The organism is Psychrobacter sp. KCTC 72983 (genome assembly GCF_014280455.1).
In the GTDB taxonomy this organism is placed as follows: Bacteria; Pseudomonadota; Gammaproteobacteria; order Pseudomonadales; family Moraxellaceae; genus Psychrobacter; species Psychrobacter pacificensis.
On the sequence record NZ_CP060390.1, the window covers coordinates 1,685,421 to 1,701,518 of the forward strand.

Annotated in this window: 15 protein-coding genes; 7 read left to right on the top strand and 8 right to left on the bottom strand. The window is 45.0% G+C overall.

Features of this window, described 5'->3' with window-relative positions:
• Nucleotides 1–475: 475 nt before the first annotated feature.
• Entirely contained in the window at nucleotides 476–3,382 is a 2,907-nt protein-coding gene (locus PSBA01_RS07185; protein ID WP_083499668.1) for an acyl-CoA dehydrogenase, read from the bottom strand.
• A gap of 354 nt (nucleotides 3,383–3,736) precedes the next feature.
• Nucleotides 3,737–4,426: a RadC family protein gene (radC, locus tag PSBA01_RS07190; protein ID WP_186473630.1), complete on the bottom strand. Its 690-nt coding sequence runs from the start codon at nucleotides 4,424–4,426 to the stop codon at nucleotides 3,737–3,739.
• A 128-nt stretch (nucleotides 4,427–4,554) separates the two neighbouring features.
• Here radC and coaBC point away from each other — a divergent pair, with 128 nt between their 5' ends.
• Both coaBC and PSBA01_RS07200 read left to right on the top strand, forming a co-directional pair.
• On the top strand, nucleotides 4,555–5,937 hold the full coding sequence (gene coaBC / locus PSBA01_RS07195) for a bifunctional phosphopantothenoylcysteine decarboxylase/phosphopantothenate--cysteine ligase CoaBC (RefSeq protein WP_186473632.1): 1,383 nt from the start codon (nucleotides 4,555–4,557) through the stop codon (nucleotides 5,935–5,937).
• Between the two features lie 42 nt (nucleotides 5,938–5,979).
• Nucleotides 5,980–6,762, top strand: coding sequence for a sulfite exporter TauE/SafE family protein (locus PSBA01_RS07200; RefSeq protein ID WP_186473634.1), 783 nt, complete (start codon nucleotides 5,980–5,982; stop codon nucleotides 6,760–6,762).
• A 159-nt stretch (nucleotides 6,763–6,921) separates the two neighbouring features.
• Here the strand turns inward: PSBA01_RS07200 and PSBA01_RS07205 are convergent, their stop codons facing one another.
• From PSBA01_RS07205 to PSBA01_RS07220, 4 genes are all read right to left on the bottom strand, one after another.
• Nucleotides 6,922–7,128, bottom strand: coding sequence for a DUF2905 domain-containing protein (locus PSBA01_RS07205; RefSeq protein ID WP_071002974.1), 207 nt, complete (start codon nucleotides 7,126–7,128; stop codon nucleotides 6,922–6,924).
• A 56-nt stretch (nucleotides 7,129–7,184) separates the two neighbouring features.
• Nucleotides 7,185–8,102: a histone deacetylase gene (locus PSBA01_RS07210; RefSeq protein ID WP_186473635.1), complete on the bottom strand. Its 918-nt coding sequence runs from the start codon at nucleotides 8,100–8,102 to the stop codon at nucleotides 7,185–7,187.
• 109 nt (nucleotides 8,103–8,211) lie between these two features.
• Nucleotides 8,212–8,979 (bottom strand): YbjN domain-containing protein, encoded by a 768-nt coding sequence (locus PSBA01_RS07215; RefSeq protein ID WP_071002976.1) that lies wholly within the window; start codon nucleotides 8,977–8,979, stop codon nucleotides 8,212–8,214.
• A 30-nt stretch (nucleotides 8,980–9,009) separates the two neighbouring features.
• Nucleotides 9,010–10,119: a hypothetical protein gene (locus PSBA01_RS07220; RefSeq protein ID WP_227517142.1), complete on the bottom strand. Its 1,110-nt coding sequence runs from the start codon at nucleotides 10,117–10,119 to the stop codon at nucleotides 9,010–9,012.
• Between the two features lie 162 nt (nucleotides 10,120–10,281).
• Between PSBA01_RS07220 and ccmA the strand changes: the two genes are divergently transcribed.
• The 5 genes from ccmA (at nucleotide 10,282) to ccmE (ending at nucleotide 13,715) form a co-directional block, all read left to right on the top strand.
• Nucleotides 10,282–10,911, top strand: a complete 630-nt coding sequence (gene ccmA / locus PSBA01_RS07225; protein WP_186473636.1) for a heme ABC exporter ATP-binding protein CcmA — start codon at nucleotides 10,282–10,284, stop codon at nucleotides 10,909–10,911.
• Between the two features lie 135 nt (nucleotides 10,912–11,046).
• On the top strand, nucleotides 11,047–11,703 hold the full coding sequence (locus PSBA01_RS07230) for a heme exporter protein CcmB (RefSeq protein ID WP_186475475.1): 657 nt from the start codon (nucleotides 11,047–11,049) through the stop codon (nucleotides 11,701–11,703).
• A 230-nt stretch (nucleotides 11,704–11,933) separates the two neighbouring features.
• Nucleotides 11,934–12,722 carry a heme ABC transporter permease gene (locus PSBA01_RS07235; protein ID WP_058025463.1) on the top strand — a complete coding sequence of 263 codons (789 nt, stop codon included), beginning with the start codon at nucleotides 11,934–11,936 and terminating at the stop codon, nucleotides 12,720–12,722.
• Nucleotides 12,723–12,738: 16 nt separating this feature from the next.
• A complete protein-coding gene (gene ccmD / locus PSBA01_RS07240) occupies nucleotides 12,739–12,960 on the top strand; it encodes a heme exporter protein CcmD (RefSeq protein ID WP_186473637.1) in 222 nt (73 codons plus the stop codon).
• A 254-nt stretch (nucleotides 12,961–13,214) separates the two neighbouring features.
• Nucleotides 13,215–13,715 (top strand): cytochrome c maturation protein CcmE, encoded by a 501-nt coding sequence (gene ccmE, locus PSBA01_RS07245; RefSeq protein WP_186473638.1) that lies wholly within the window; start codon nucleotides 13,215–13,217, stop codon nucleotides 13,713–13,715.
• An 81-nt stretch (nucleotides 13,716–13,796) separates the two neighbouring features.
• Here ccmE and PSBA01_RS07250 read toward each other — a convergent pair whose 3' ends face one another.
• Together PSBA01_RS07250 and PSBA01_RS07255 are read right to left on the bottom strand one after the other, a co-directional pair.
• Nucleotides 13,797–14,645 (bottom strand): aldo/keto reductase, encoded by an 849-nt coding sequence (locus tag PSBA01_RS07250; protein WP_186473639.1) that lies wholly within the window; start codon nucleotides 14,643–14,645, stop codon nucleotides 13,797–13,799.
• Between the two features lie 463 nt (nucleotides 14,646–15,108).
• The gene (locus PSBA01_RS07255; RefSeq protein ID WP_186473640.1) at nucleotides 15,109–16,089 is read right to left on the bottom strand and encodes a MetQ/NlpA family ABC transporter substrate-binding protein; all 981 of its coding nucleotides are present in this window, start codon (nucleotides 16,087–16,089) and stop codon (nucleotides 15,109–15,111) included.
• Between the last annotated feature and the right edge of the window lie 9 nt (nucleotides 16,090–16,098).

The window sequence follows — 16,098 nt, forward strand, 5'->3', positions numbered from 1 at the left end:
GCATAACAGCGCTATAGTCAGCGTCACCCAAATCTATGTGACCGTGTTTGCCAATCTAACTATAATGCGTGTTATGACTATTAAGTTCTTGTGATTGTCGCTTGATGTCACATTTTCGAGGACAATATAAAAGAATAGTTAAGGGCACTGCAAGATTTTTTTTATCATTTTATTCCAAGAGAACAATCCCTGTCACAACTATGTGCCCATAAAATAGTGATGATTTATTGTAAACGGTTTGTTTCTGATATGAAACAATATATTCATGAAAGAGTTTTTAGGGTAAATGGATATATCAAACTATTGATATTAAACCAGTGTTATCACTTTTATGTCATAAAATACGTTTGCATTTTGGCAACTTCAAAAAAAACCAAACTGTCGCGTGTAGACAGTCTGGCTTTTGAAGTTTTATATTTATCGTCATGAATAATCATAATACTCATGAGTTTACGCGTTTGAATTGACCTTTTAGTTATACCTTATCATCTTCTTCACGTTCGCGTGGCAGATGCGTCTGATCATCTAAGGTTTGGTGGTGTTTGTCACTTGCGCTTTCGTCGACCTCATCAGGTGGAGCAATGTGGCGACTGTGGTTGTTACTCATACGCTCATTGAGGTGTGACTCTGCATCACGGTAGCGATGATCAAGCGCTTCGGCTTCAGGATTTGATTTCTCAAAGTTCGCCTGTGACTTGATTTCTTTCACAGTATCTTGCTCGCTGACCATTTCTACATCACCATCGCTCTCATAGCCGTGATTAGGATTGGCATCACCAGTCTGTGGTTCTGTATTTGTCGCATCACTTAACTCATGCGTGACTGGCATCTCTCCGTCAGTCGATACGCTATTTTTGTTTTTTACTTCTTTTTTTAGCGCTGCATAATTTGTTAGTTGATTGACAGCGTTTTCGAGCGTATGTGGATTATCGCGCTCTTGAGCTTCTGATAGGTGCTTATCAAATACATCGGTTAATAATGAATCAAAGCGCATGGCATTGTATTGAATCAGCACTTCTGCCTCTTCCTCAGTAATACCGCCGTTTTGGCTCGCATGTACCACATGGTCTTCGAAGGTAAGGCCTTCAAAACTGTCCTGATGTTCTGCCTTTTTAAACTTCTGCCACAGTGGTTCGATCTCAACCAAGGTCTGATAAGCATGCTCCATACGGCCTGTCACATCATCTGGGTCGGTATTGTAATAAACCATGGTTTTGAGATAATCGCGGAATGGATTGGCAGCAAAATCATCCATAAAGGTATCACCCAGCTGACGTTTTAACTCATCACTTGCTGGCGTAAAGATACGTCCACTTGGGAAAGTGACAAAGCTCACCACATTGGCGGCCATGCGATTAGGGAAGTTGGCAAAGAAAGATACAAAGGCCTCTTGAATCGTGTATAAACTGTTTTGGAGTGCTACTTTGGCATGTAAACGCTCAGACTCTGATTTACTACCATGCTCATAAAATTGCAAAATAGCCGTCGCGATAAATAAGTGGCTATGAATATCCGCTAAGCGACCAGACAGCATCTCTTTACGTTTTAAATCCCCTGCTAGCAGTCCTAGCGCCATATCTGCAGTCAATGCAAAGCCAGCACTGAGGCGGTTGATGTGCTTGTAGTAAGGACGAGTAAAAGCATCAGCAAAACGTGGCGCATTATCACTACCACCAACGTAACCTGCGATAAACGCTTTTGCACCGCGGTTGAAGGTATAGCCTAAATGTTTAAAGAAAAGCGTATCGAATCTTTCAGTCGCTGCTTTTTTATCCTCACTCTGTAGCAGTTGCAGCTCATCGAACAGATAGGGATGACAACGCATCGCGCCTTGGCCAAAAATCATCAGCGAGCGGGTCAAAATATTGGCACCCTCAACAGTGATAGATACAGGAATCGCTTGATAAGGTATCGCTAAGAAGTTACGTGGACCCATCTGTACGGCACGACCACCAACGACATCCATACCATCATTGACCACACTACGCATGGTCTCGGTCGCATAATATTTTGCCATTGCAGTCATGACTGATGGCGTACCGCCTTGGTTTAACCCGCAAGTTACCAAATGACGGAACGCTTCTAACATATAAGTATTACTTGCCATGCGACTGGTGGCGTCCTGTACACCTTCAAATTTACCGACTGATATTTTGAACTGTTCGCGAACTTTTGCAAATGCACCGACAGACAGATAGGTCATTTCACTGGCTGAGGTCGATAGAGCAGGCAAGGAGATACCACGACCCACGCCCAAGCACTCCATCAGCATACGCCAGCCGCGACCAGCGTTTTCGACACCACCAATGATGTAATCTAATGGTATAAAGACATCTTTGCCATCGACCGTACCATTCATAAATGGCGAGCCGATTGGGTTATGACGTGGACCCGTGATAACGCCTTCATGATTGGCAGGGATTAGTGCACAGGTGATACCGTAATCGGTTTTGTTGGGATCTCCAAGCAGCCCTTCAGGATCATGCATTTTAAAGGCTAAGCCCACGACAGTAGCGATAGGTGCTAATGTAATCCAGCGTTTGGAGAAGTTCATACGCAGACCAAGTACCTGCTCGCCCTCATGCGTGCCATAACAGACGACGCCTGTGTCAGGAATCGCGCCTGCATCAGAGCCTGCCTCAGGTCCAGTCAAACCGAAGCAAGGTACTTCATCACCTTTGGCGAGACCCGGTAGCCAGCGCTGTTTTTGCTCGTCCGTGCCATAGTGCATTAGTAGCTCACCAGGACCGAGCGAATTGGGTACCATACAGGTCACTGCCGCAGTCGGTGAGCGCGACGCGATTTTACTCATCACGCGGCTTTGCGCGTAAGAGCTAAATTCTAGACCACCAAACTCTTTTGGAATAATTAAACCTAAAAAACCATTACTTTTGATAAATTGCCACGCTTCAGGTGACAGCTCTTTATCTTTGTGCTGGATTTGCCATTCATCGAGCATAGCGCATAGCGTTTCTACTTCGTTATCAATGAAGCTTTGCTCTTCCTCTGACAGCTTTGGATAAGGGTAATTGGCAAAAGCCTCCCAATTTGGCGCTCCCATAAACAGCTCTTTTTCCCACCAACTGGTACCAGCATCCAGTGCTTCACGCTCCGTATCACTCATACTCGGCATTGCACCACCCAAAGCCTTATAGACAGGTTTGGTAATGAGTGATTGGCGCAGTGGAGTGATGAGTAAAACCAAGCAAAGCAGCGCGATGGGCACCCCTAAGAGGAGCGACCATGGACTGATAATGGCAGTAACAATGACGGTGATCAAGGCAACAATACTGCCCGTGACTCGTGATAAGGACAGCAAAAAGATGGCCAAGACCACAGCTAATTGAATGATGACTGCCAAAATAAACAAGCCAATTGCCATGACTATCTCCTGTGGGATACTAAATAAAAAGTGTGAAATATAAGAAAATAAAAAGATATGAACCGTTATGATTATTGTTGTGGTTTATAACAAACAGTTCTATCCATATAATAGTTGGCAGCATAAATAACCTTGGTGCTGCTAGCAGACTCTTGTACTGTATACGGCTAAAACAAAAGCGCACTGCGTCAGCTGCCATAGAACAAGCTACTAATATGAAACAGATGTTGATGACTATCAATAGCCAAAGTGCTACGCTGTGTCGATAATATGTATCAAAGATTATCGTTAAAACGCTGCGATCCTTAAGGGGTGAGCAACTATCAAAATTGATAAGTCGCCCAGCCGCTCGTGTTAGTCGGTGCCAAAAGGTGCAAGGCAGCTTTCGGCATAAGATAAGGTATCGTTACGTCCAACGATAATGTGATCGACCAGTGAGATATCTAGTAGGTCACACGCTTTTTTTAGCTCATAGGTCAGTAGATTGTCAGCAGCTGAGGGCTTGGCATCGGTATGAGGATGGTTATGCGCAATGATGAGCTGGCTAGCCGCGTGGCTTAGTGCGTGCCGGAGTACATGCTTGATACAGACGGAACACGATGAGATGCCACCTGTGAACAGTATCTCAAAGTTTAACAGGTTCAACGCATTGTCCAGACAGAGGACAGCAAATACTTCACGATGCTCACCGCGTAACTGGGTGCTGATATAATCTTTGACCACTTGCGAGCGCCCAAGTGCTTGCCCCGTTTTTAGCTTACTATCCAGATAACGTGTGCCCATCTCAAGCGATGCCAATATCTGAGCGTACTTGGCGGGACCGATCCCATGACAAGCAAGAACGGTTTTTTGCGGTGCGGCAAGCAGCTCAGCTAGGCTGCCAAACTGATCGATCAAATGACGCGCGAGCTCAATCGCTGACTGTGACTGCGTACCCGTACGTAAAAATATGGCCAGTATCTCCGCATCAGATAAGTGAGCGGCACCGAATTTCAATAATTTTTCGCGTGGTCTGTCATCCTCATGCCAGTCTTTAATCGCCATTGCCACTCCTTAAGAATAAATTGCTAATTGTTATCTGAGGTAAATACGGAAAATTTTACCCAATTTATCTCATAGTTGTTACTATAAGCGCAATTTTATCTTTTCACTTTTTGATTGAAGCCACGCTTATGTCTAATATTGTGCTTGCTATTACTGGCGGTATCGCCGCTTATAAATCTGCTATATTTGCCCGCTTGTTGATTAAGGCAGGCTTTGATGTGCGCGTCATTATGACGACAGGCGCACAAGCATTTATCACACCGCTGACTCTGCAAGCGTTGACGGGTAACGAGGTGCATGTCTCATTACTCGATGAGCAGGCAGAAGCGGGGATGGGGCACATTGAGCTGGCTAAATGGGCGGACTTAATTGTCATTGCCCCTGCGTCCGCCAATACGCTCGCACGTCTGGCTATGGGAATGGCTGATGATTTGTTGACCACAGTGTGCCTTGCCACAACCGCACCAGTTATTATCGCTCCTGCGATGAATCAGCAGATGTGGGCGCATCCTGCGGTAAATCTGAATGTACAAACCCTGCGTGATATGAACTATCAGATTATCCAGCCAGCTAGCGGTGAGCAAGCGTGTGGTGACGTGGGCGCAGGGCGGCTGCCTGAGCCTGAGCAATTATTAGATGAGGTGCTCTTGTTCAAAGCAATGAACACGACGCCGCAATTATTAGCAGGCAAAAGAGTGGTCATTACCGCAGGACCTACAGTAGAAGCAATCGATCCTGTGCGCTATTTGTCCAATCATTCTTCAGGAAAAATGGGCTTTGCTTTAGCGCGCGCTTGTGTGGCGGCTGGCGCAGAGGTGATCCTAATCGCTGGTGGTAAAGTGGCATTGCCCACGCCACTTAATGTCACACGAATTGATGTGCTGTCTGCCAAAGATATGCTGATCGCTGCCCAGCAATGTGTGGATGGTACGCATAGCGAGCTTCAATTGGATCTTGAAGATGAGCATGACCATTCTCATGAGCACGCACATGAACATAATCATTCTCACACCCATGACCATCATGGCGATTGTGGTTGCGGTGATGAGCATGAACTACCGCAGGCTTATACTGAACACCAATTCGTAAAAGCAGATATCTTTATCGCGACCGCCGCAGTAGCAGATTATCGTACTGAAGAAGCCGCACCGCAAAAAATTAAAAAGACACAAGATGCTATGAATCTCAGCTTGGTTAAAAACCCTGATATTTTAGCGACGATTTCTCTTGCTCATCCAGAACTGTTTGTCGTTGGTTTTGCCGCAGAAACACAGGATGTCGAGCGTTATGCGCGTGGTAAGCTAGCTGCAAAAGCGCTAGATATGATTGCCTGTAACGATGTCTCACGGGCAGATATTGGTTTTGCTAGTGACGATAATGCCATGCAGGTATTTTTCTCTGAGCGCTATGAGCGTGATGCGATAACGTTAGACAAAGCCAGCAAAGACAAGATCGCTGAGCAGTTAGCCAGTATTATTGGTGAAACAATCGCTCAACGTCAAAACAGCTAGTGGTATAAATATAGGCGCTGAGCCTCAAATGGTATAAACAATATGACCAATATAGCTGGTGACGATAGCACTCAGATGCTAGTGCTGACGCTCATTTTTGCGCTGGCATCGCTGCTACACGGTATTAGCGGACTTGGTGCGACGCTCGTCACGACTACCGCGCTTGCTAGCATGTACCCATTGCCATATGCCATTGTATTGGTGATTTTCCCCTCGCTAGTGGTTAATGTCATGACTTGGCTAGCAGGTGGTGAGCGCAGTGTTTGGCAAAACTTCATTTATTATGGCAGACGCTATTGGCTGCTTGCGCTCACAAGCTTGCTAGGCAGTATTCTAGGTGCGAAGCTACTGCTATGGGTCGATAGTGCTTATATCCTATTGATGCTGGCGGCGGTCATTGGTTTTTATGTCACCAGTAGCATGCTGGGCAAACAAATCCGCTTACCAGATACGAAGCCCATGTTGATTGCTGTTGGTTTTGGTGCAGGCGTCATTGGCGGCTCAACCAATGCGATGTCGACCATCCTGATGATGTATCTGCTCTCTGCCAGTGACGATAAAAACACCATCGCTAAAGTGGGTAACATGTGTTATTTCTTAGGCAAAGTGGCACAAATTATCGTGTTGCGTGAGCCTATCATGGCATTGAGTAGCGGTGAGTGGCAGCTGATTGCCTTGCTCAGTGTGATATCTATTGTTACGCTTTTAGTCGGAATTCGTCTACGTCGTTATTTGCCACAAGCGCGTTTTCGTCAGCTTATTTTATTGATTCTAGTCGTGCTTGGAATACGCGTGGGCTGGCAAGGCGTGATGGCGTTTTTGTAGTATGGTCAGTAATAAACAGAATCAAACCATCAACTATTACGGGCTACTGGTATAAATCTTGCTTGCTTGCGTGCTGCTATCGTTCGATGCGGCACAAACAACCTCCCAGTAGCACTGACTCGGTTTAAAGTAAGTTGACTATAGGGAGTGTTTTTCAGGTTAACGATTGAATAAATTTAACACGATGGTCGCGATAACACTGATAACTACCATAGTGACCACTGGAAAATAAACCCGTGTATTGCCTGAGGTGTGTTTGATATCGCCTGGCAGATTGCCGAACCACGAAAAGGCATTGGGAAAAACCAGCCAAATGACCCCGACAACCACTAACACGATGCCAATTACAATCAGTATTTTTGCCATATAAGCCTCGCTAATCTTATTTTACTCTTTTGTCTCCACCATACATGCGCTGAACCTTAACCAGCTATTTCACCAAAATACAGCTGCTGTGCCACTCGAAAGGTATTGCAGTGCGCCTCGACCACATCTTCAATATTTTCAGAATAACCTCCACCCATGACGATAGCAACTGGAATGCTAGCGGCTTTTGCTTGCTGCAATACGTACTCGTCACGCGCCTTACAACCTGCTTGCGTTAAGCTAAGTTTACCCAGTTTATCGGTCGCCAGCACATCGACTGCAGACTGATAAAAAATCATATCTGGTGCAACCTCAGTAATCAAGCGTGGCAGGGTGTCTTTTAATAACCTAAGATAGGTCGCATCGTCTGTATCATTATCGAGCTCAATGTCTAGGTCAGAGACTTGTTTGCGAAACGGATAGTTCTTGGCGCCATGCATGCTAAAGACAAAAACGCGTGGCTCATCCGCCATGATGCTGGCGTTGCCATTGCCTTGATGGACATCCAAATCCACGATTAAAATCTTTTGCGCCTGCCTGCGATTAAGCAGTAGATTGCTGGCGATACAGACATCGTTAAACACGCAAAACCCCTCGCCATGATCGGCAAATGCATGATGGGTGCCGCCCGCGACATTCATCGCCACGCCATATTGCTGAGCATATAGCGCGCACTCATAAGTTGCATGGGCGATATAGCGACCGCGCTCCACCAACTGCGGTGTCATCTCAAACCCAATTGCTCGTGCCGCCTTTCGCGGCAGGGTTTGGGTTTTGAGCTGATACCAGTACTCTGCTGTATGAGTGGTCAAAATCTCCTCTTCGCTTAAGTAGGCAGGGGCAAAGAAGTTATCTTGACTGATCGTGCCCTCACTCAATAAGCGCTCCGGAATCAAGATGTATTTTTGCATGGGGAAGCGGTGCTTTTCGGGCACAGAGTAGCGAAAGACGTCAGAGTAGGCAATTTTTAGCATAAGAATTCTAGCTTAATATTGATGGTTTTTTGGATATGCAAATAGATAGATGAGCGACCGCTAAGTGCGGCCTCATTGCGTAAACTATATGAGTGAATAAACTGACGCATTACTGAACAAACTGCGTCGGTAAAAAGAATGTGCGTGCATCTGATTGCTGGCGCAGCTCTGTCAGTAATGTCTGCATATCTTCAGCAGGGTCCTGATTATTAATCAAGTCGCCAAATAGCTCGCTTGCAACCGTGGTCATCGCAACGACGCTTTGTAGTGAGTGCTCAATGATCTCAGTATCGATACCAACCGCTTCGACATCGATCGCATTTTTGTAGCGTATTTCCCCATCATTGACATCCATCTCTAGGTTGCCAATAAGCATGTCATAGTTAATTTGAGTGATGAGTAGTAGGGCAGCGCTCTGATGACTCTCTGGTATCAAAAATGGCAAAATGCCATAGATTGCTAACAGTTTATTTTTTTCCTGAACACGAAACAGGTAACCACAGTCTATTTTTTTATGACGCATTCTTAGGGATAAATGATGCGATTGCTGGCTGTCGCCGGTTTTGGGACGATAGTGCGTATAGTGCCATTGCTTGTCATTGAAGTACTGTTTTAAGCAATCAACGATGGGCGTCTCGTTATGATGTGGTGGGGCTGTGTTTTTTTCATCGGTTTTGAGCGTGGCATCAGGCGTTGATAATTGATCATTGCCCGAATGAGAACCGTCTACAGGGCTGATGCTGTCCGCTGCTTGAGTGGTATTAGCAGAAGCCATCCTGTTTTTCTTTCTCGCAGCATCAGTTACTGGCTGCGGGGCAGAAGCAGTCAGTAACTGTTTGATTTTTTGCCATAAGCTGAGTTTATTGGGTTGACTCATAATAGTATGCTGACAAGTAAGGGGTGTAAATTAATCGTGATTGAGCGCCAAGCCTTCTTTGATAGCAGGCTGTGCATAGAATGCTTCTAGCATGTCACGAATATGAGCCGTTAACCAAGGCGTTTCAATGGCGTTGTATACGATAGGTAATAGAGCGCTGCTACATTGCGCCATAGCCTCTTCATTGATATGCAAACTCGCCGCAATGGTCGCTATCGTGTCGGATTGATGATTGGCATACCAAGTATCAATACTCGCTGATACCAAACTGTGTAGATAGGGTGACAGTCGCAGGCGGTTGTAGCTTTGCTGGATGCTGGCTTCAATATGATCGATGCTGCTATTATCAGGTTCATCGCTTAAGTAAGTTTGTAGCTCACTGATTGGTTGGTCTTTGATACGATCCCAGCCCATGACCATCAGACGCGCCACTTCTTGATTTGACAAATGCGCTTGTGCATTGGCCTCAGCTCTGCGCGTCAAGTCTTTGATATTGCGATGCAAGTACGTTTGTAGTTTTTCATCGAGGTTTCTATTGGTCGCTTTCTCAAACGAGCTGCGCCCAAGCTTCATCAGTTTACCAACACCGCCCGCTTTATCAAGCGTGGTCTCCATAAAATCATTGATAGCGTGATAGAGCGTTTGGGTCAATAGATCCGCAAAGGTTTCGTTACCCACCAGCGTATGAATGAGGACGTTACGCTGCTGCTCATGGCTACCAATATAGTTAGCAAGGGTCTGAATTTGGGTGTCATCGACCAGCTCAGACAAAGGCACGTTGTCATTGACTGGATGATAGATAATGGTATGCAAAATGTCACGAATATCTTTGCGCATTACATCAGTCATTGGCTGATTTAACAGCCAGTCTTTCATTAAATGCTGTAAATGGTCACAGGTGATGTAGTTGCTTAAGGGCTGCGCGCCAAACCAGTGCCATGCTTCGAGGGCAAGCGGTTCAGCCTGCTGCAACAACCATTGCTGCATAAAATCAACTTGCGTGTCAATCAAGCTGTCTATCGTCAAGCGGCTGGTTAATGGTGCTTTTGACAAGTTGGTGTCTACATTGACACTATTAGTCTCCGCATCTGGCATTTGATTTTGGCTATCTTGTGAAGTCTGCATAGGTTTTGAAGTCATATTTTGAGGTCGTATTTTTTTGAGTTCGTACTTTTTGAAGTAAGAGTAATCGACAATTTGTTATACTGTGTGTTTGTGGTGAGCATAGGGTATTATGCCACGAACATTACCTTTGTTTGTGATGAATATTGACTGCTGCTTGATAAATAACCAGAGGTTTTGATGACGGTTTTGGATACGCCTGTACTAACGCTTGATGAGATGACGGTTCAGCGCGGCGAGATACCGCTCTGTGAAGGGGTGACGCTAACTTTGTCAGCGGGTAGTATTTGTCATCTGATTGGCGCAAATGGAACCGGAAAGACCACGTTACTCATGCAGCTGGCAGGATTATTACCGGTTTTAACAGGTGAGATTTCTTATCAAGGTCTATCAGGTCTACCTATTCAACCGTTATATGTTTCGCACCAGCTTGGTATCCATCCGAATCTAACCGTGGCACAAAACCTGACATTTTTATTGAATTTATATGGCATCACGCCAAGCACGACTGATATTGACGATGCACTCACTTGGGTTGGGCTACAAGGGTTTGAAACGATCAGCTCGAGTCATCTATCCGCTGGTCAGACACGGCGCATCACGCTGGCAAGATTGTATTTATTGACGCCAGCTGTCACACCGCTGTGGTTACTTGATGAGCCGTTTACCGCGCTAGATGTCGATATGGTGGCACGTATGGAAGCACGGTTATGCGACTTTGCTCATGCTGGTGGCTCGATACTGATGACCAGCCATCAAGCCGTTGGTGTTGCCAATCAAATGCTCGATTTGTCAGATTACATGGTCTAAATGTGACTGCTATCAGTACCATCAGTATCGGTAAAAGGATGAATAATGACAGACAGTCCAATGCAAGTGAGCACAACCATAACCGCGAATAAAAAATCAAATGTTATTGTCACAACGCCGCGCAGTATTGGGTTTATGCAGTTGTGGCGCCGTGAATGGCAAGTTAAGCAGCAAGGGGCGGTACAATGGTTGTACCCATTGGTACTGTTTTTAGTGATTATCACCTTGTTTCCACTAGCGGTCGGTAGTGAGCCTGCGCTTTTGCAGCGTCTTGGCGTATCAGCCGTGTGGATTGCTGCATTGCTGTCCTTGGTGATGGGTGTTGATGGCTTGTTCAAGCCTGCACTTGATAACGGTACGCTTGCGCAATTGGTCGTCGCCAACGCGTCACTACCGTTATGGGTATTGATTAGACTGGTCATTCATTGGATTTTTAGCAGTGGTATTGTGGCATTGCTTAGTCTGCTTGCTGTGCCGCTATTTCAGCTGAGTTGGTTTGAGGCGGGGATATTGATGGCCTCTATCGTGACAGGCAGTCCGATGCTTTTGATGCTATCCGCAGTCGCCAGTAGCTTAACGCTGTCATTGAAGAATGGCGCGGTGCTAGTGCCTTTAATTGCTTTGCCGATGCAATTGCCAGTATTAATTTTTGCTACAGGCGCGGTTGATTTATTTGCCACTGGCCTGAATGGCTTACCTATCTTGGCGCTATTGCTGGCAGGAAGTATTATATCCGTCCTAGTGATGCCATGGGTCATTGCGCTGACCCTAAAAATGTCATGGCTCAATTGATTAATACATTTGCCAGATATTAAAAAACCCAGTCGTCTAAATCCAGTTATCTAAACGCCATGTATTATCATTGTGTTGAAAACGGGCAATTTTGGTATAATAGTCAATTGAATACGTAAACAGCTCTTTGTAGATTCTATCCAGTGTTTAACGCCAGCAGGTGAGCTGATAGTGTGCTTTTGTAGGCCACATCGGTCATGACCAGTAAGCTGTGTAATAGGTTTATTCCCATGCCCAACCTGAATAACGTCTCGTCTCCTAGCCTATGGCAGCGCATTTGGCAGGGCTTCTTGACCACCGTAGGTACCAAGCAGTTCTTTCAGATTTTTAGTCCTTGGGTCAAGTGGCTCGCGATATTAGCCAGTCTCTGTTTGCTCATTGGTAGCGTATGGGGTCTTGCTTTTGCGCCGCCTGATTATTTGCAGGGCAATAGCTACCGTATTATTTTTATCCATGTGCCCGCAGCCAGTCTTGCTATCTCTATCTATTTCTCCCTTGCCGTCTTGGGGGTGATTTATTTGGTGTGGAAGATTAAGACAGCCAGTTTGGTTGCGCAGGCATTGGCTCCGATGGGATTTTTGCTTTGTGTGATCAGTTTGCTCACAGGGTCTATTTGGGCCAAGCCAACATGGGGGACCTACTGGGTATGGGATGCGCGTCTTACTTCAATGCTGATATTAGCGTTTCTATATGCAGGGGTGATGGCGCTGTTTGCTGCTTTTGAGCACACGGCCAATCGTGGTAAAGCGGCTGCTATTTTATCTATTGTTGGTGCGGTGAATCTACCGATTATCAAGTACTCCGTAGAATGGTGGAATACCTTACATCAAGGGGCCACTTTTAGTCTGACCGAAGCACCGAAGATGTCAGCTGACATGTGGATGCCACTGTTGCTCATGATTATCGGTAGTTATTTGTTGGTTGCGACCATGGCGATTTATCGTACCAATACGCTGATCTTACATCGTGACCAAGGCAAAGCGTGGGTCAAAGAATACATTCGTGCTCAACACAAATAACGGCTAGGAACCTACTATGCAGCCTTACTTTTATAGCATATCTGAGTTTGTCGCCATGGGTAAGCATGGGGTCTTTGTATGGTCATGTTGGGCGATTACCATCGGTGTGATGCTGGCCTTTATTATTTATAGTCGCAGACAAAGACAAGCGCTTATCAAGCAGCTGACGATTCAACAAGTACGTCAGGCACAGCGCACGACCAAAAAATCCACACCGATCACCAAGCAGTCTGACTGAGAAAATATATTAATATCAGGGTTTTAGCATAAGAAACTATATGCTTTTATTGACAAAAATATGACCTCGCGAGTAGCTATAGGGCTTATTGATTTGTCCGAAAAATGCTATCATATGATCATTAGAAGATTACGATTAGAAAGATTTTTTGACAATATTTCTTGCAAGCGTTTTTCTAATCGTCGTTTCTTTAATATTTTCTGTTTTATGGGCTAATTGTATTTAAAACAGAGACTCATCAACGAGGTAGAGGTATGAATGCAGTTCGTCGGAAAAAACTGACGTGGGTGATGTTTACGCTGGCAGGTGCAGCTGTAGCAGTCATATTGGTTATTTATGCTATCGGGCAGCAAACCGACTATTATTTTGATGCGACCGCTATCGCTCAAGGTGAGGCGCCTCAAGACAAGCGTATTCGTGCTGGTGGTATGGTGGTGGCTGGTAGTGTGCAGCGTGCAGCAGACAATCCATTGAATGTTGAGTTTGCGATTACTGACTTTCAATCAACCGTACCTGTGACTTATCAAGGTATTTTGCCAGACTTATTTGCCGAAAACTCAGGTGTGGTGGCTACAGGCAAGATGCAAGGCGATACCTTTGTCGCTGGTGAAGTATTGGCAAAGCATGACGAAAACTATATGCCACCAGAAGTCGCTAAATCAATGAAAGAAAACAATCGTAGCGGGGCAGTGCCTTCTTCTGAGCAATACAATCCTGCCGAAAGAATTCATGAGACTGAAACCCTGCAACAGTAATGATGATAAGTATTGATGACATATAAAAAGGCCATCGATTATCGGTGGCCTTTTTTTGAGTTGAGACTATTCAATCAATGATTAGTCATCCCATTCAGGGCTATAATCAGGATGCTCAATCTTACGACCATCAGAACTGGCTAGCTTGCCGATTTTTTCTAATTCATCTGCACTCAACTCTACTTTGATGGCGTCTAAATTGCCTTGCAGGTGATCAGGGTTAGACGTTTTCGGGATGGCAACGCGGTGTTTGTCTGATAAGATCCATGCCAATGAAATCTGCGCTGGCGTGACGTTATGCTTATTTGCAATCTCTTTGATGATATCGTTATCAAATACATCGCCACGTGCCAATGGTGAGTAAGCTTCTAGCAAAATATGATGGTTATTCAAAAATGCCTGCAAGGTATCTTGCTTGATGAACGGATGGAATTCTACTTGGTTCACAACGATTGGTACATCCGCATATTTTTTGGCTTCGATGATGTGATCAATATTAAAATTAGACACACCGATATGGCGGGTCAACCCTTGCTTTTGCAGCTCACACAAGGCAGGGATGGTCTCAGATAATGGTACACGATCATCTGGCCAATGTAGTAGCAATAGATCGACATAGTCCACGCCCAAATTTTCTAGAGACTTTTTAGCTGCAGCTTTGAGCTTTTCTGGCTCAAATTTCATGTCATCTGGAAAAATTTTGGTCGTCAAAAAGAATTTATCGCGCGCCACGCCCGATTGCTTGATACCTTCACCCACTTCTTTTTCGTTGCCATAAGCTTGGGCGGTATCGATATGCTCGTAGCCCATTTCTAGGGCTTTTTTAACCACGTCTACGCAGTCTTGACCAGTTGATTGCCAAGTACCCAGTCCTAAAACGGGAATATTTGCTTGTCCTGCGGTACGAATAGTATAGTTTTTAGTCCTCATATTTTTATCCTTATAGTCAATCCACTAAAAAAGCGTTACAGCGTTAACCTCGCTTGAAGTATGACGTATACATCTGCACTCGGTTGCCTTGTACCACTCTTAAATTGGATCAACTATATTTTATTTATAATTTATAGTATGTCTTGAGTTAAAAATGGTTTTAAAAAAAACATTTAATACAGTTGATATTAGTAGAAAAACTTAGCAGTTGTTTAGCTCATCTAATAATCAAATTTGTCTACTATAAGAAAAACTAGAGCAAAGTGGAAGAGCGTGTGACGCATCCCTACAAAGGACAAACAGGCTGTAACGTGAACTCGATAACCTGTTAGGATGATAGGAAGCTTAAAAAGAGGTAAGATCAGCAAAACGAAGACATTAAAAAACGCCCACCACGGTTAAGTGGTGAGCGCCTATAATCATTGAGGTACCCGTATGGCTGGGCACTGATGATTTTAGTGTCTTACTGAGCAGCGGCTTCTGTTTCTACCGTTTCAGTACTGTCAGTTTTAGCTGCGGTATCAATGCTTGCACTAGTGTCAGAACCCCAGATTTTTGGGTACTTGTAGCCAGGGAACGTTTCATGGGCGTACTTTTTGAAAGCCTCTGAGTTATAGGCGTTGGTGACATCTTCAACCCATTTCTTACCAGTATCAGCAGATTTGATCGCTGACCAGTTCACATAAGCAAAGCTTGGCTCTTGGAACAATGCTTCGGTCAGCTTGATGCCAGAGTCAGTTGCATAGTTACCGTTGATTACTGCAAAGTCAACTTCATCACGCGCGCGTGGTAATTGAGCCGCTTCTAGCTCAACGATATCGATATCGTATTTGCTGTTGTCAGCGATGTCAGCTTTTGATGCAGTCAATGGGTCGATACCGTCTTTTAGTTTAATCCAGCCAAGATCGTCCATCATGACCAACGCACGAGCAAAGTTACTTGGATCGTTCGGTGCAGAAACACTCATGCCTTTGAATGCTTCATCTAGGCTAGACTTTTTGCCTGAGTAGATACCAAGTGGTGCGGTTGGTACTTGGAATACTTCAACGAGATCAAGGTTGTTCTCTTTTTTGAAGGTGTCAAGATATGGCTTGTGCTGGAAGATGTTGATGTCCAAGTCGCCTTCTGCCAAGGCAAGGTTGGGACGAACATAATCAGTAAATGCAACTAACTCAACCTCATAACCCTGAGCTTCAAGTGTGCCTTTTACTTGGTTACGAACCATATCAGCAAAATCACCTTCAGTCGTACCGATAACAATTTTGGTGTGTTCAGGATCGATGTCACTAGTACTCGCAGTCGTTTCTGCAGTGGCACCTTCGGTAACAGGCTCTTGGTTCGCTTCTGGCGCTGATGAGTTGCTGCAACCAACTAAGACCAAACCTGATACGCCAACTGCGGCAAATGCGGTGGCTAACTGACGGCTGATATCTGTTAATTTCATAATATGTCC

What these genes read in the sequence shown, in the direction of transcription:
- PSBA01_RS07215 (WP_071002976.1), bottom strand. Translation starts at nt 8,979, where the DNA reads ATGAGTCAACCCAATAAACTCAGCTTATGGCAAAAAATCAAACAGTTA.
- PSBA01_RS07250 (WP_186473639.1), bottom strand. Translation starts at nt 14,645, where the DNA reads ATGAGGACTAAAAACTATACTATTCGTACCGCAGGACAAGCAAATATT.
- radC (WP_186473630.1), bottom strand. Translation starts at nt 4,426, where the DNA reads ATGGCGATTAAAGACTGGCATGAGGATGACAGACCACGCGAAAAATTA.
- PSBA01_RS07220 (WP_227517142.1), bottom strand. Translation starts at nt 10,119, where the DNA reads ATGACTTCAAAACCTATGCAGACTTCACAAGATAGCCAAAATCAAATG.
- PSBA01_RS07205 (WP_071002974.1), bottom strand. Translation starts at nt 7,128, where the DNA reads ATGGCAAAAATACTGATTGTAATTGGCATCGTGTTAGTGGTTGTCGGG.
- ccmD (WP_186473637.1), top strand. Translation starts at nt 12,739, where the DNA reads ATGCAGCCTTACTTTTATAGCATATCTGAGTTTGTCGCCATGGGTAAG.
- PSBA01_RS07210 (WP_186473635.1), bottom strand. Translation starts at nt 8,102, where the DNA reads ATGCTAAAAATTGCCTACTCTGACGTCTTTCGCTACTCTGTGCCCGAA.
- PSBA01_RS07185 (WP_083499668.1), bottom strand. Translation starts at nt 3,382, where the DNA reads ATGGCAATTGGCTTGTTTATTTTGGCAGTCATCATTCAATTAGCTGTG.
- ccmE (WP_186473638.1), top strand. Translation starts at nt 13,215, where the DNA reads ATGAATGCAGTTCGTCGGAAAAAACTGACGTGGGTGATGTTTACGCTG.
- ccmA (WP_186473636.1), top strand. Translation starts at nt 10,282, where the DNA reads ATGACGGTTTTGGATACGCCTGTACTAACGCTTGATGAGATGACGGTT.
- PSBA01_RS07200 (WP_186473634.1), top strand. Translation starts at nt 5,980, where the DNA reads ATGACCAATATAGCTGGTGACGATAGCACTCAGATGCTAGTGCTGACG.
- coaBC (WP_186473632.1), top strand. Translation starts at nt 4,555, where the DNA reads ATGTCTAATATTGTGCTTGCTATTACTGGCGGTATCGCCGCTTATAAA.
- PSBA01_RS07255 (WP_186473640.1), bottom strand. Translation starts at nt 16,089, where the DNA reads ATGAAATTAACAGATATCAGCCGTCAGTTAGCCACCGCATTTGCCGCA.
- PSBA01_RS07235 (WP_058025463.1), top strand. Translation starts at nt 11,934, where the DNA reads ATGCCCAACCTGAATAACGTCTCGTCTCCTAGCCTATGGCAGCGCATT.
- PSBA01_RS07230 (WP_186475475.1), top strand. Translation starts at nt 11,047, where the DNA reads ATGCAGTTGTGGCGCCGTGAATGGCAAGTTAAGCAGCAAGGGGCGGTA.